Here is a 12845-nt window from a genome sequence, read left to right as displayed (position 1 = left end):
CGGTTGAGACGGGGGCACCGACACACAACGAAGATTGAAAGACGCGCTAAATCAGTTGCTTTTACGCGCCGGCTTGATTCGTCGTTCGTTCCGAAGTCCCCAGCTGATTGCTCTGCCAGCCGCTCATCCACAATTGCCGCAACCTTTCGCCTTCCATCTTGAAAAAGCTGCCGGTTGTCTTGCAGGTCAGAACGCGGTCGGAGCGGAAATTGCGGATCGCTTGCCTGAGCTCGCACCAGGCGACGATATTGGTCGTCTCCGAATAATAGATCATGGCGATGGGCCGGATCTGTCGCCGGGTCTCCACGCCGGTTTCGTCGCCATAGGTTATGTCCAACCGCTCCTCGTCGCGCACCGCCCGCCTGACCATGGCAAGATCGACGCCGGCGGGTGAGGGCGCGATGCTGCCCCAGGCGTGCAGGGCATTGGCCGACAGGGTTTTCGACAGGGGTTCGGGCAGGGATGCCGCAATCTTGTCGCTGACCTTTTTGGCCGCCTGCCGCAATTCGGTATCGCCCGTGCGCGCGACCATGGCGAGCGCAAGCACGATCGCCTCCGTCTCCTCGATGGAAAACATCAGCGGCGGCAGGTTGAAGCCGGGACGCAGGATATAACCGACGCCGCGTTCGCCTTCGATCGGTACGCGCATGGTCTGAAGGGCCGAAATATCGCGATAGACCGAGCGCACCGTGACCTCCAGTGCCTCGGCAATGGTCTGCGCGGTGATCGGCCTGCGCGCCACCCGCAGGATCTGGATGATCTCGAACAGTCTCGATGCCTTGCGCATTGCCGTTTTTCCCGGTGGTTTCCCAACGCAACTGACACAACGCTGTCAGTTGGCTTTTCCTATAAGCAGCAAAACACATTGAGAAACATGAGTTTTCCCGAATGTGTCGAAAACTGTTTTGGGAGATACTGACATGAGTTACGCCGAAAATCTCTGGCTTTTCTTTCTGGTCCTGTTCGGCATCATCATCCTGCCGGGCATGGATATGCTGTTCGTGCTGGCAAGTGCGTTGACGGGTGGCAAAAGAGCCGGGCTTTCCGCGGCAAGCGGCATGAGCGCCGGCGGCATGGTGCATTCACTTTACGGTGCGTTGGGCGTCGGCATGCTTGCCGCCTGGATGCCGTCGCTGTTCCTGCCGCTGCTGGTCGCCGGCGCCGCTTACATGGTCTGGATCGGCATCGGCCTGATGCGCAGCGCCATTACCGTCAATGGCGATGAAGCGCAGGCGAGCGCCTCTGTCAGAAAGGCGTTCTGGCGGGCCGTGCTCACCTGCCTTTCCAATCCGAAAGCCTATCTCTTCATGATGGCGATCTATCCGCAATTCCTCAAACCCGACTATGGTCCAATCTGGATGCAGGGTCTGGTAATGGGCGCGATGGTGGCCATCACGCAGTTCACGGTCTATGGCGCTCTGGCGCTGACGGCGGATAAAAGCCGGGCATGGCTCGTTTCCTCGCCTGCCGCGACGATTTTCATCGGCCGCGCCGCCGGTTTCATGCTGATTGCCGCAGCCCTGGTTACGCTTTGGGAAGCACTCTCCTAGACTTCTGTTTTCTTGGGGAAATTCACTGCAATGTGACTTCTTTTCGCCATGCGGAAAGGGCATCCTCGCGCCGTTATCGCGCGTTCGGCATCTGCCGGAATCAAGGAGAGAATGTATGAAACTGAAAACCATCGCGGCGGCCATGCTTTTCGGCTGTCTTTGCGCCGGAGCGGTCTACGCTGCCGGCGAAGTCGAAAAACGTGAAGGCATGATGAAGCAGATCGGCGGCTCCATGGGGGCGCTTGCTGCCATCTCCAAGGGCCAGAAGCCTTATGACGCCGAAGCCGTAAAGGCTGCCGTGACGACCATCAGCACCAACGCCAAGGCTTTCCCCGACCAGTTTCCCCCGGGCAGCGAGACCGGCAGTGCTGCGGCACCCGCGATCTGGGAAAATTTCGATGACTTCAAGTCCAAGGCCGCCAAGCTCGGTGCCGATGCGGACAAGGTCCTCGCCAGCCTTCCCGCCGATCAGGCAGGCGTCACCGCCGCCATGCAGACCCTCGGTGCCGATTGTGGTGCGTGCCACCAGACCTACCGTCTAAAGAAGTGATCCTATTAAGAACGCCGCTTCCCGGCGGCGTTTTTTTCAGCGGGAATGATGCCTGATCTCATCAGGTGATAATGGGGAGAGGGGTCATGGCCTCCATTTGGACGAAGCTCGCGGGCGGGATCGCGGTGGCGGCCATTGCCGGTTTCGGCATTTTCGCCTGGGTCACCGCGCCTGTGCGTCAGGCACCCAGCCACTGGGTGAGCCTTGGCGAGCCGGACCTTGCCAATGGCGAAACGCTGTTCTGGGCGGGCGGCTGCGCAAGTTGCCATGCGGCACCAGATGCCAAGGGCGATGCGCTTTTGACGCTTTCGGGCGGGCAAGCGTTGAAAAGCCCCTTCGGCACCTTCCATGTGCCCAATATTTCCTCCGATCCGCAGCATGGCATTGGCGGCTGGACGCTTTCGGAATTCGGCGATGCGATGACGCGCGGCGTCGGCAAGAACGGCGAACATCTCTACCCGTCCTTCCCTTACGCCTCCTATGCCCGCATGACGCAGAAGGACATCAACGACCTCTTCGGTTATCTGCGGGTTCTGCCCGCCAGCCAGAATGACGTGCCGGATCACGAACTGCCGTTCCCCTTCAACATGCGCATGGCATTGGGCGGCTGGAAATTCCTCTATTTCGATACATCCGCGCCACCCCGCGTCGAGCTTGCCGATGCCAATGCCGAATTGCTGCGCGGCCAATATCTGGTGGAAGGCCCGGGCCATTGCGGCGAATGTCACACGCCGCGCAATGCGCTTGGTGGTTTTCTCGATGGCAAATGGCTGGCCGGTGGTCCAAATCCCGAAGGCGAGGGCCGCATTCCCGATATTACCCCCGGCTCGCAGAGCGTCGGAAGCTGGGAGGCGGCCGATATTGCCAACTATCTGGAAACCGGCTTCACCCCGGAATTCGACAGCGTCGGCGGCTCCATGGTCAAGGTGCAGCAGAATATGGCGCATCTGACGGCTGATGACCGCAATGCGATCGCCGCCTATCTGAAGGCCATCCCGGCACGGTAGCCCTTTGCCGTCATGCCGGACTTGATCCGGCATCCAGCCACGGCGCGCGATTCTCACGCCGGCCTGCCATTGACTCCCACCCACACCCATCGGATAACGATCCTGTGATGGTTCCTTCCGGGCGTTCCGGAAGGTGAAAAGGGAACACGATAGGGAGACATCCTCATTCGTGGCTGCCCCCGCAACTGTGAGCGGAGAGCCTGAAACGAAATGCCACTGGTAAGCATCTCGCCGGATATGGGCGAGGGCAATGCCGGGAAGGTGTTTCAGGTTTTGACCCGTAAGCCAGGAGACCTGCCATCACGGAAATGTCCATGCCGGCGGGGTGTCCGGAAGAGCGGAATTTCAGGGTGGTGGTGCTTGAACGTGCCGCCCTGTGTCAGTCTCGTATCCCCGTGGTGAAGTGTATCGCATGCGGCTGTACGGCGTTTGCCGTTCCGCCGCGTCTAAAGGCGCGGGGTCGCGCCGTAAGAGGGGTCACCATGTCCATCAACCAGAATACGGTAAATGCCGCCGTTTCAGCAAAAACGGGGAGCTTGGCGCAATCGCTGACGGCGATCGTGCTTGGTCTGTTCGTCGTCGGTTTTGTCGGCTTTTCGCATGTGGAAGCCGTTCACAACGCTGCGCATGACACACGTCATGCCAATGCTTTCCCTTGCCATTGAGGGAAAAAGCATGTCGTTCTTTCGCAATATCGTTTTTACCGCCGTCCTCGTCGGCATCGTTGGCGGCTTCGCCGTTTCGGCCATGCAGGCTTTCGGCACCACGCCGCTGATCCTGAAGGCGGAAACCTATGAAAATGCGGGTGGCGAAGCGCCCCACAGCCACGATGCTCCGGCCACGACCGGCGCTGCCGTTCCCGCGCACGAACATAACGAGGAAGCCTGGTCTCCGGCCGACGGCCTCGAGCGCACCGCCTATACGGTCGCCGCCAACGTGCTGACCGCCATCGGTTATGCACTGGTGCTCACCGGCCTCATCTCGCTACGCGGCACCGATGCCGGCTGGCGCGAAGGCCTTTTGTGGGGTGTGGCCGGTTTTGCCGCCGTCATGCTTGCGCCGATGATCGGCCTGCCGCCGGAACTACCGGGCAGCCCGGCGGCCGCGCTTGAGGCGCGTCAAATCTGGTGGCTTTCGACGGTTGCGGCGACCGCAGGCGGCATTGCGCTGATCGCATTCCGCCGCGAACCCTGGGCAATCGTGCTCGCACTGGTGTTGATCGTTGCACCACATGTGGTGGGCGCGCCCCTGCCGCCGGAAGGTGAACATGCGCTGGCACCGCTGCCGCTGGAACGACAGTTCATCGTTGCCGCCGCCGTGACCAGCTTTGTCTTCTGGGCCTTGCTCGGAACATTGAGCGCGTTTTTCCTGAAGCGCTTCCAGCAGGCTTGAAACCATGCAGGACGCAGCCGAATGGAGTGAGGAACTCGACGCGCTGCGTTTTGCCGTTCCCGGTCACGGCGCTTTCTGCGCCGTGCACCGCCTTGCCTTCAAGGCAGTCCTCGTCGTCAGCCCGGAACGGGAAGCGGCGCTCGCCTATTTTCATGACAATGAGGCTGCCTTTACGGCCGCAGCCCTTGCCAAGATAAAACGCTCGGCTTTACCGGCCGGTCGCAGTCTGCATCTCAACAGCCGCGATATCCGCCGTGCGATTGCGGGGGAGTGCGGGGATGTCGCGCCCCGTGTCTGCCGGGTGCTTGATCAGGGGTGATTTGTGATGGTCTCGCGGCTTAACTTCTCCACCACCCTCATTCCTGTGACAAGCACAGGAATGAGGGTGGGAGGATCCGCAAAACTCTCGACACCAAGGTGAGCTTCACCGGTGTTCGCCGCAAAAATTCCAAGTTCCGCCTCGGCTTCCGGACCAAAGAGGCCGAGGTGTTTCAGAATTTCCACTGCGAAACTGACCGGTGCACTGCCGGCTGCGGTTACGATGCCGCCATCGCTGACCGCCTTCGGCTGGTCGCGATAGAGCGCTTCGCCGCGATAGGACGGAGAGGCCTTGTGAGAGGCGAGCGAATTGCCGGTATGGGCGACGTCATCAAGGGCGCCCGTGCCTGCAAGCGCGCTGGCAGCCGCGCAGATGCCGGCAACCAGTCGGCCCTTCTCGCGAAACCGCTGTACCAGCCCGCCAAGATCGACAGCCGTTCCCTTTTCCCAGCTAAGGCCGCCGGGAATGGCGAGCGCATCGATGTTAGCAGGATCAAGCGCGTCATATGATGTGTCGGGCGTAACGTTGAGCCCGCCCATTGAAACCACGGGCCGGCCGTCCGGGGTTGCGTAAACGATCTCGACGCCGAGATAGCCGCGCGCGGCGGCGGCAAGCAGCGCCGGTTCCCAGTCCGCAAAATCCTGCGCAAGCGCAATGGCAATCCGTGTCATGGCCGTCTCCAAAGGTTGCAATCAGGCGATAGACTGCATGTAGCGCATGCCGGTGACCGGGCGCGGCGCGAAATCCATGCTTTCGTAGAAACGATGCGCGGCGACATTGCCGGTCGTGGCGCTGACGGAAAGATAGTCGCAACCGAGGCGCTTGGCGATATCGCGGGCGCGGGAAACCAGGTGCTGGCCGGTGCCATGGCCGCGGTGACCGTCACGCACGAAAAGATGGTGTAGCTCAAGCCCGCGGCGGCCTTCCTGCGCCCTGTAGAGCGGCAGCATCAGGGCGTAACCGATCAATGCGCCGTCGGCTTCCGCAACCAGCCCATGCACCCAGGGAAGCGGGCCGAACAGGTCGCGTTCCAGTTTCGCCGGCGTAATCGCCGCCGCATCGCCATGAAAGGTGGCAAGCAGGGTGATCATCTCATTGAGCTCAGGCAAATCGGTCTTGCGTGCGCCACGAATGATGACGACGGGCGGTCTTTCCAGTGTAAGGGAACTATCTTCGGTCATTTTTCTGGTCCTTCGGTTTTATCGATGCCGTCAGGACGCTTGAAAAACAACAAAGCCGCCTGACGGCGGCTTGTTGACAAAATGATCTGTCGAGCCGCCCTTTACAGGTAGGCCCAAAAGTACGAGCAGGAGATGGGTGCGCGTTCGTTGATCATGTCCATGCAATGCGCTCGAATCTGAAATCTGTCAAGCCTGCTCTTCAGCCTCAATGCTCGCCTTCGCACATGCCATGGTCGGAAAGTGCGCGGATGACGTAACAATCCTCGATCGAATGACCATGGCAATGGGAGACGATACGTTCCAGCTCATGCTCGAGCTTCTTGAGGCTGCTGATTTTTTCGCGCACATGGGCGAGGTGTTCGGCGGCAATGCGGTCCGCACCCTCGCACGGCATTTGCCGGTGCTGGCTGAGCGCAATCAATTCTTTGATAGCGTCAATATTGAGCCCGATATCGCGGGCATGGCGGATGAAAGCCAGCCTTTCGAGATCGGATTTTTCGTAACGGCGCTGGTTGCCTTCCGAGCGGTCTGCCTCGCGGATGAGGCCCATCTGCTCATAATAGCGGATCGTCGGAACCTTCACGCCGGTACGTTTGGACAATTCACCGATGGACAGCATTGCCTTCTCCATATCCTCAAGAGCAGCCGGGACAAGAACGAGCCGGATGCTCTAGTCTCTAGAGATATAGCTTTTCAGCCTGCCGTTCAATGGGTGTCAGGCGGCAGCATCCACGCCGAGTGCCTGCGCCAGGGCTTTGAGAACTTCTGTCTCGATGCTGGAGGCGGCGTCAGGCTGCGCTGATGCGGCGATATCTACCGCCGGTTCGGTTGTGGCCTGTGCGCCGCTGTCCAGGTTCCAAAGTGCTGCGGCAAGTCCGGCGGAAACGCTGGCGGCGGCAGGTGCGGCGGAAACGGCAACGCTCTCGGCGCTGGAAATCGCGCGGTGTGCCGCCCGTGTCAGTTCCAGCAAGGCCTCGGTGGTTGCATTTGTTTCCCTGGTCTTTGTCGGCTCAAGGGTTCGGACCGGAGTTGCGTAATAGCTGCTGGTTGTTGCTGCGATAGTCGTCATGACTGAGTCCCCTAAGTTTCATGGGGTATTTTTAGGGGTCGAAACATTCGCGAAGGTTGCGTCGCGCAGGGCTTGAACCAAAAAACATCGCAATATAGTATACCCCCCTATAGTATATGAGGTACTCATGTCCCATACGATCCGCAACAAGGAGAAGCTTCTCGCTCGCATCCGTCGCCTCAAGGGGCAGATGGAGGCGGTGGAGCGTGCTTTGGACGATTCCAAGCCCTGCGGCGAGGTGCTGCAATTGCTGGCCTCGGTGCGCGGTGCGCTTTCCGGCCTGACGGGGGAGGTGATGCAGGAACATCTGCATGAGCACGTCGTGCACGCCGAAAATGAAGACGAGCGGGCGCGTGCGGCGGAAGAGCTGGCCCAGGTGCTGAAGACCTACATCCGCTAACCTCTCTCCCAAAAGTGTCCGCGGCTTTGGGAAAAGACATGCGTGAAACAGAATATTCCAGGATCGAACAGGATTAGCGACATGACGACGACATCCGAATTTTCCGCAGCGTCCGGCCACGACCATGTTTTCCTAGGCCGGAACCATGAGCGCAATGAAAAGCGCGTGTGGATGGTGATTGCGCTGACCACAGTCATGATGGTGGCTGAGATCGTCGCCGGCCACTGGTTCGGTTCCATGGCGCTGACGGCGGATGGCTGGCACATGTCCACCCATGCGGGCGCAATGCTCATCTCGGCGCTGGCCTATCTCTATGCCCGGCGCGAGGCGCGCAATCCGCGCTTCACCTTCGGCACCGGCAAGTTCGGTGATCTCGCCGGTTTTGCCAGCGCCATCGTGCTGGCGGTGGTGGCGCTGCTCATCGCCGTCGAAAGTGCGATGCGGCTTTTCAATCCTGTTCAGATCGACTTCAATCAGGCGATCCTCGTCGCCGTCATCGGTCTCATCGTCAATCTCGTCAGCGCCGTGCTGTTGAAGGATGACCACGATCACGGCCATGGCCATGGTCACGCACATGGTTCGCATGCCCATCACGGCCATGGCAGCCACGCCCATCACGATCACGGCTCGCACGCGCATCACGGCGAGCACGGAGCGAAGGGCGGCAGGGACAATAATCTGCGCGCAGCCTATCTGCATGTACTCGCCGATGCGCTGACTTCCGTTCTCGCCATTGTCGCGTTGCTGCTCGGCAAGTGGAACGGCTGGTCCTTCCTCGATCCGTTGATGGGTATTGTCGGCGGTGTGGTGATTGCCCGCTGGTCATGGGGACTCATTCGCTCCACGGCAACGACGCTGGTTGATGCGGTTCCGCTGACGGAGGACTTGCCGCAGGAAATCCGTGAAAGCGTGGAAACGGAAGAAGATCGCATCACCGACCTGCACGTCTGGCAGGTGGGGCCGGGGCATCACGCCGCCATTGTCGCCATCCACTCGCAGGTGCCGAAGGCACCGGCTTTCTACAAGCAGAAGCTTGCAGCCATACATGAACTCTCACATGTAACGGTGGAGGTCAGCCCGGCAAGGGCCTGATCGGAATCATCTATTCGTATTCGGAATAGGCGCTGCGCACCCATTCGGCCTGCGCTTCTGCCTTGTCCTCGGCGGAGGTCGCAGCCTGCGTGTGGGCGGGCGCGCTGCCATTGCCGACGGCCCACAGCACGTTGGCCAGCGAACGGGAAAGAACGGTGCTGGAAACGGTCGGGTTGCCGGGGCCGCGTTTAACGGCCTGTTCCTCGGGCGCGCTCTGCGCGCTGCCGGGTTTTTCGATGTCGCGGACACGAGCCTGATAATTGTATCCGCCAATATTGCTTTCGATCTGCATGCCAGTGATTCCGCGTTCAAAAGTTAACAAATGGTTAACGGCGGCGGCTTGCCCGAAGCTTGCGCTTGCTGCATTGCAATGTCGTTCCCGGCTTGACACGTGGCAAAGGGGTGCTTCGTTTTTGCATGGTTGGATGGGAAGGCGGGCGTTACCGGCCTTGCCCACACTTCGCGTCGTGCTCGCCATGGCGACCCTGTTGTGCCGCTCAAACTCTGGCGCCAAACACCCCACTCCCGTCATACCGGCTCTAGGCCGGTATGACGAAAGAGTTTGGACGCGGCCAGGCAGCTCCGATGTCTTTTGCGCAGCGGGGCTGGGGCTTTTTCGGTCCTCTGAAAGAAAGGCAAATCCTGTTGGTGCCGGATTACGCAGTTTCCTTTTCCACAGGCGCCGCCGGTTCCGGGATTTTTTCCGCTTCCTCCACGACTGCCACCCCGGCCTCCGTCTCCTGAGGTGCCGGCGTGACCATCGCCGCCACCAGCGTGTCGAGGCCGATGACGCCGACTGGCTTGCCGTCTTCATCCACCACATGGGCGCTGGTTTCGTTCGCCTCCGACATATCGCGGGCGATGGTTTCCAGTGTCGCGTTTTCCGGCACCGACATGCCCTCGGGTTTCGCCGTCAGCGGTTCCATCACGGTGGTGGCCTGAAGCACGCGGCTGCGGTTGACGTCGCGCACGAAGTCGGTGACGTAACCATCCGCAGGGGAAAGGATGATGCTCTGGCCGTCGCCCTGCTGCACCACTTCGCCGTCTTTCAGAATGGCAATGTGGTCGCCGAGTCGCAAAGCCTCATCCAGATCGTGAGTGATGAACACCACGGTCTTTTTCAGCTCCTGCTGAAGGTCGAGCAGCATCGTCTGCATATCGACACGGATCAGCGGATCGAGAGCCGAATAGGCCTCGTCCATCAGGAGAATATCGGCATCGTTGGCAAGCGCACGGGCAAGGCCGACGCGCTGCTGCATACCGCCGGAAAGCTGGTTCGGATAATAATCCTCATAGCCGGCAAGACCGACACGATCCAGCCAGTAACGGCCTTTCTCTTCGCTGTCTTTGCGTGGCACGCCCTGAATATCGAGGCCATAGACGCTGTTTTCCAGCACGGTGCGGTGCGGCAGGAGGCCGAATTTCTGGAACACCATCGCCGTTTTGTGACGGCGGAATTTCCGCAGCGCCGAAGTGCTCATGCCGCAAATGTCCTCGCCGTCGTAGAGAACCTCACCTGCGGTCGGGTCGATCAGCCGGTTGATGTGGCGGATCAGCGTCGACTTGCCGGAACCGGAAAGCCCCATGACCACGGTGATCTTGCCGCCCGGCATGGTGATGTTGATGTTGTTGAGACCGAGCACATGGTTGTGTTTGTCGTTCAGCTCGACCTTGTCCATGCCGGATCGCACCGCTTCGAGATATTTCTCGGGATGCTTGCCGAAGATCTTGTAAAGATTCCTGATTTCGATGCTTTTAGCCATGGGAGACCTCGCGGTATTTCTGCAGGCGCTTGCCGAAAGCCTGGCTTGCCCGGTCGAACATGATGGCGATGGCGACCAGAGCGAAACCGTTCAGGAAGCCCACCGTGAAAAACTGGTTGTTGATGGCCTGCAGCACATTCTTGCCGAGACCGCCGACGCCGACCATGGAGGCGACGACGACCATGGCGAGTGCCATCATGATGGTCTGGTTGATGCCGGTCATGATGGTGGGCAACGCCAGCGGCAGCTGCACATTGAACAGCTTCTGGCCGTTGGAGGAGCCGAAGGCATCGGCGGCTTCCAGCACCTCCCGGTCTACCAGGCGGATGCCGAGGCTGGTCAGGCGGATGACGGGCGGAATGGCATAGATCACCACTGCGATCAGGCCCGGTACCTTGCCGATGCCGAAAATCACCACCACGGGGATGAGATAAACGAAGCTTGGCAGGGTCTGCATCACGTCGAGCACGGGATTGATGATACGCTGCAACCGTTCGGAGCGTCCCATCAAAATGCCGAGCGGCAGGCCGATGACGATGGCGATCAGCGTGGCGATGGCGACGATGGAAAGCGTCGTCATGGCGTCGCGCCAGAGGCCGACTGCGCCGATCATGAGCAGGGAGATGGCCGTGCCACCGGTGATCTTGAAGCTGCGCCCGGCCAGATGCACGATCGCCAGAATGACCAGCATGGTGACGATCCACGGGGTCTGGATGAACAGCCGCTCCGAGGAGTTGAGAAAGAGCTGCAGCGGATGCACGATCACATCGATCGCATCGCCGTAATTGCGCACGATATCGCGAAAACCGTCATCGATGGTCTTGCGTGCCACACGCATCGTGCCGTTATCGATGGCCGGAAACTTGCACAGCATATCCGGCAGATAGTTACAGAGGGCCATTATTGTTGTTTTCCCTTTGGGTTTTGGGGGATGGGTGGTCGAGGCTGGAGCGCGGGGCACCCCTCCGTCCTGCCGGACATCTCCCCCACAAGGGGGGAGATCGATCCGAGACAAAGTCTCGCCCATCAAACAGGTTGCGGATTTGTGAGAAGGGTGAGCCCAGCCGATCTAGATGCCCGGCAGGGCAGAGGGGGGTAAAGCCACGGATGGAAACCGAAGCTTTTCCCTTTCACCCATACGATCACATCGAAGCCTTGATCTTCTCCGCCACCTCGGGCGAAACCCACTTCGTCCAGATATCCTCGTTGTTCTCGAGGAAATATTCCGCGCCGTCTTCGTTGGTGCCCTGGTTTTCATCCATCCAGGCCAGAACCTTGGCGACGGTCTCGTTGTCCCACTGCCGCTTGCGGATATAGTCGATGGAAGGACCGGCCTTCTCGGCGAAGTCCTTGGTGACAACAGTGAATACCTCTGCCACCGGATAGGCGTTTGGCTTGGGATCGGCGCAATCAGGCTTGGCGATGCAATTGTCGTAGGCCTCGCGGTCGAGTGCCACGCCATCGTCCAGTTTCACCATGTTGTACTTGCCAAGAATGGCCGTCGGGGACCAGTAATAGCCGAGCCAGCCCTGCTTTTTCTCATAGGCATTGGAGATCGAGCCATCGAGGCCCGCGGCGGAGCCGGTATCGATCAGGGCGAAGCCCTTCTCGTCGGCCTTGCGTGCCTTGAACAGGTTGGCGGTCGTTGGCTGGCAGCCCCAGCCCGGCGGGCAGCCAAACACGGCACCCTTGCTGGCGTCTTCCGGCGCGGGGAAAAGCTCGGGATGCTTGAGTGCGTCCTCAACTGTCTTGATATCGGGGTGTTCGTCGGCGAGATATTTGGGAATCCACCAGCCTTCAACGCCACCTTCACTCAGGATTTTGCTTTCCTGGATCAGGTTGCCTTTCTTGACGGCGTCCTCATAGGGGGCGCCAAGGGTATTCACCCACATTTCGGGCGCCATATCCGGCTGGCCCTTTTCATTCATGGAGGTGAATGTGGGAGTGGTGTCGCCGCTGATGACGTTGACCGTGCAATCATAGCCGTTTTCCATGATGAACTTGTCGACGTAAGCCGCAACACCGGCGGATGCCCAGTTCATTTCGGCGATGGTGACGCTGCCACATGTTTCTGCGGCGTTGGCGGAATTTGCTGCACCGGCAGCGATGGTAAAGCCCGTTACGAGAATGGTCGAGGCTAGGAGTTTCTTCATGGGAGACCTCCAAGTCTGATGCAGTGTTTTCAATTGGCAAAGCGGGAGCACTGCAAAGCCCGGATTGCCAAGGGCGAACTGACATGGCGCATGAAAAAGCCGAAAAAATCCGGCGATAAGATTATCCGCAAGACGTGCTGCAGGATTGCCGCGAGAAAGGCGGCGAAAAGGCGCATGAATATGTCAACGGCCCGGATAATACGGCCGAAAAGTGATATTGCAATGCGAAATGGCGCAACGCAGCCATGCGTTCGATTTCCGGAACATTTTTTCAGGTGACGTAATACATGGTAATTATTTGCGTTTGCGGAAGATATATTATGAGTTGCAGCAACTGGAAATAAAAATTCAATGTCGATAAAGATGTTA

General features: G+C 59.6%; 16 protein-coding genes, 1 pseudogene and 1 riboswitch. Of the genes and pseudogenes, 8 read left to right on the top strand and 9 right to left on the bottom strand.

What is annotated here, in order from left to right; all coding sequences use genetic code 11:
- Positions 1-61: 61 nt before the first annotated feature.
- Positions 62-787: a helix-turn-helix transcriptional regulator gene (locus ACQZ63_RS02915; protein ID WP_113555931.1), complete on the bottom strand. Its 726-nt coding sequence runs from the start codon at positions 785-787 to the stop codon at positions 62-64.
- Between the two features lie 133 nt (positions 788-920).
- On the opposite strand from ACQZ63_RS02915, the gene ACQZ63_RS02910 reads away from it, so the two are divergent.
- From ACQZ63_RS02910 to ACQZ63_RS02885, 6 genes are all read left to right on the top strand, one after another.
- Positions 921-1550, top strand: coding sequence for a LysE family translocator (locus tag ACQZ63_RS02910; RefSeq protein ID WP_113555930.1), 630 nt, complete (start codon positions 921-923; stop codon positions 1548-1550).
- Positions 1551-1665: 115 nt separating this feature from the next.
- Positions 1666-2100 carry a c-type cytochrome gene (locus ACQZ63_RS02905; protein ID WP_025592760.1) on the top strand — a complete coding sequence of 145 codons (435 nt, stop codon included), beginning with the start codon at positions 1666-1668 and terminating at the stop codon, positions 2098-2100.
- 86 nt (positions 2101-2186) lie between these two features.
- Positions 2187-3107, top strand: a complete 921-nt coding sequence (locus ACQZ63_RS02900) for a c-type cytochrome (protein ID WP_113555929.1) — start codon at positions 2187-2189, stop codon at positions 3105-3107.
- A 91-nt stretch (positions 3108-3198) separates the two neighbouring features.
- A riboswitch (cobalamin riboswitch) is annotated at positions 3199-3423 on the top strand.
- Positions 3424-3589: 166 nt separating this feature from the next.
- A complete protein-coding gene (locus ACQZ63_RS02895; RefSeq protein WP_113555928.1) occupies positions 3590-3772 on the top strand; it encodes a CbtB domain-containing protein in 183 nt (60 codons plus the stop codon).
- 10 nt (positions 3773-3782) lie between these two features.
- Complete coding sequence (locus ACQZ63_RS02890; RefSeq protein WP_113555927.1) at positions 3783-4499, top strand: CbtA family protein; 717 nt, start codon at positions 3783-3785, stop codon at positions 4497-4499.
- A 4-nt stretch (positions 4500-4503) separates the two neighbouring features.
- On the top strand, positions 4504-4818 hold the full coding sequence (locus ACQZ63_RS02885; protein ID WP_111783237.1) for a hypothetical protein: 315 nt from the start codon (positions 4504-4506) through the stop codon (positions 4816-4818).
- A gap of 116 nt (positions 4819-4934) precedes the next feature.
- Here ACQZ63_RS02885 and ACQZ63_RS02880 read toward each other — a convergent pair.
- From ACQZ63_RS02880 to ACQZ63_RS02865, 4 genes and pseudogenes are all read right to left on the bottom strand, one after another.
- A pseudogene (locus ACQZ63_RS02880) lies at positions 4935-5489 on the bottom strand (type 1 glutamine amidotransferase family protein); the annotation flags it as partial.
- A 21-nt stretch (positions 5490-5510) separates the two neighbouring features.
- Positions 5511-5999: a GNAT family N-acetyltransferase gene (locus ACQZ63_RS02875; RefSeq protein ID WP_003511975.1), complete on the bottom strand. Its 489-nt coding sequence runs from the start codon at positions 5997-5999 to the stop codon at positions 5511-5513.
- Positions 6000-6204: 205 nt separating this feature from the next.
- Positions 6205-6618: a MerR family transcriptional regulator gene (locus tag ACQZ63_RS02870; RefSeq protein WP_065658158.1), complete on the bottom strand. Its 414-nt coding sequence runs from the start codon at positions 6616-6618 to the stop codon at positions 6205-6207.
- Between the two features lie 96 nt (positions 6619-6714).
- Positions 6715-7068 carry a hypothetical protein gene (locus tag ACQZ63_RS02865; protein WP_111783235.1) on the bottom strand — a complete coding sequence of 118 codons (354 nt, stop codon included), beginning with the start codon at positions 7066-7068 and terminating at the stop codon, positions 6715-6717.
- A 127-nt stretch (positions 7069-7195) separates the two neighbouring features.
- Between ACQZ63_RS02865 and dmeR the strand changes: the two genes are divergently transcribed.
- Both dmeR and dmeF read left to right on the top strand, forming a co-directional pair.
- Positions 7196-7468: a Ni(II)/Co(II)-sensing transcriptional repressor DmeR gene (dmeR, locus tag ACQZ63_RS02860; protein ID WP_003494395.1), complete on the top strand. Its 273-nt coding sequence runs from the start codon at positions 7196-7198 to the stop codon at positions 7466-7468.
- Positions 7469-7549: 81 nt separating this feature from the next.
- Positions 7550-8560, top strand: coding sequence for a CDF family Co(II)/Ni(II) efflux transporter DmeF (gene dmeF / locus ACQZ63_RS02855; RefSeq protein WP_025592771.1), 1011 nt, complete (start codon positions 7550-7552; stop codon positions 8558-8560).
- 10 nt (positions 8561-8570) lie between these two features.
- Here dmeF and ACQZ63_RS02850 read toward each other — a convergent pair whose 3' ends face one another.
- The 4 genes from ACQZ63_RS02850 to ACQZ63_RS02835 form a co-directional block, all read right to left on the bottom strand.
- Positions 8571-8852, bottom strand: coding sequence for a hypothetical protein (locus tag ACQZ63_RS02850; protein ID WP_003511987.1), 282 nt, complete (start codon positions 8850-8852; stop codon positions 8571-8573).
- A 364-nt stretch (positions 8853-9216) separates the two neighbouring features.
- A complete protein-coding gene (locus tag ACQZ63_RS02845; protein WP_113555926.1) occupies positions 9217-10323 on the bottom strand; it encodes a quaternary amine ABC transporter ATP-binding protein in 1107 nt (368 codons plus the stop codon).
- The gene (locus ACQZ63_RS02840) at positions 10316-11224 is read right to left on the bottom strand and encodes an ABC transporter permease (RefSeq protein ID WP_003511991.1); all 909 of its coding nucleotides are present in this window, start codon (positions 11222-11224) and stop codon (positions 10316-10318) included. Before ACQZ63_RS02840 ends, ACQZ63_RS02845 begins: the two co-directional genes overlap by 8 nt.
- A 241-nt stretch (positions 11225-11465) precedes the next feature.
- A complete protein-coding gene (locus ACQZ63_RS02835; RefSeq protein WP_111803562.1) occupies positions 11466-12476 on the bottom strand; it encodes an ABC transporter substrate-binding protein in 1011 nt (336 codons plus the stop codon).
- Positions 12477-12845 lie beyond the last annotated feature (369 nt).

The organism is Agrobacterium sp. CG160-95 (assembly GCF_053521725.1).
This window is presented reverse-complemented; position numbering and strand designations above follow the sequence as displayed.

Excerpts from the sequence above, each read along its gene's own strand:
- ACQZ63_RS02915 (WP_113555931.1), bottom strand. The coding sequence starts at position 787 with ATGCGCAAGGCATCGAGACTGTTCGAGATCATCCAGATCCTGCGGGTG.
- ACQZ63_RS02910 (WP_113555930.1), top strand. The coding sequence starts at position 921 with ATGAGTTACGCCGAAAATCTCTGGCTTTTCTTTCTGGTCCTGTTCGGC.
- ACQZ63_RS02905 (WP_025592760.1), top strand. The coding sequence starts at position 1,666 with ATGAAACTGAAAACCATCGCGGCGGCCATGCTTTTCGGCTGTCTTTGC.
- ACQZ63_RS02900 (WP_113555929.1), top strand. The coding sequence starts at position 2,187 with ATGGCCTCCATTTGGACGAAGCTCGCGGGCGGGATCGCGGTGGCGGCC.
- ACQZ63_RS02895 (WP_113555928.1), top strand. The coding sequence starts at position 3,590 with ATGTCCATCAACCAGAATACGGTAAATGCCGCCGTTTCAGCAAAAACG.
- ACQZ63_RS02890 (WP_113555927.1), top strand. The coding sequence starts at position 3,783 with ATGTCGTTCTTTCGCAATATCGTTTTTACCGCCGTCCTCGTCGGCATC.
- ACQZ63_RS02885 (WP_111783237.1), top strand. The coding sequence starts at position 4,504 with ATGCAGGACGCAGCCGAATGGAGTGAGGAACTCGACGCGCTGCGTTTT.
- ACQZ63_RS02875 (WP_003511975.1), bottom strand. The coding sequence starts at position 5,999 with ATGACCGAAGATAGTTCCCTTACACTGGAAAGACCGCCCGTCGTCATC.
- ACQZ63_RS02870 (WP_065658158.1), bottom strand. The coding sequence starts at position 6,618 with ATGCTGTCCATCGGTGAATTGTCCAAACGTACCGGCGTGAAGGTTCCG.
- ACQZ63_RS02865 (WP_111783235.1), bottom strand. The coding sequence starts at position 7,068 with ATGACGACTATCGCAGCAACAACCAGCAGCTATTACGCAACTCCGGTC.
- dmeR (WP_003494395.1), top strand. The coding sequence starts at position 7,196 with ATGTCCCATACGATCCGCAACAAGGAGAAGCTTCTCGCTCGCATCCGT.
- dmeF (WP_025592771.1), top strand. The coding sequence starts at position 7,550 with ATGACGACGACATCCGAATTTTCCGCAGCGTCCGGCCACGACCATGTT.
- ACQZ63_RS02850 (WP_003511987.1), bottom strand. The coding sequence starts at position 8,852 with ATGCAGATCGAAAGCAATATTGGCGGATACAATTATCAGGCTCGTGTC.
- ACQZ63_RS02845 (WP_113555926.1), bottom strand. The coding sequence starts at position 10,323 with ATGGCTAAAAGCATCGAAATCAGGAATCTTTACAAGATCTTCGGCAAG.
- ACQZ63_RS02840 (WP_003511991.1), bottom strand. The coding sequence starts at position 11,224 with ATGGCCCTCTGTAACTATCTGCCGGATATGCTGTGCAAGTTTCCGGCC.
- ACQZ63_RS02835 (WP_111803562.1), bottom strand. The coding sequence starts at position 12,476 with ATGAAGAAACTCCTAGCCTCGACCATTCTCGTAACGGGCTTTACCATC.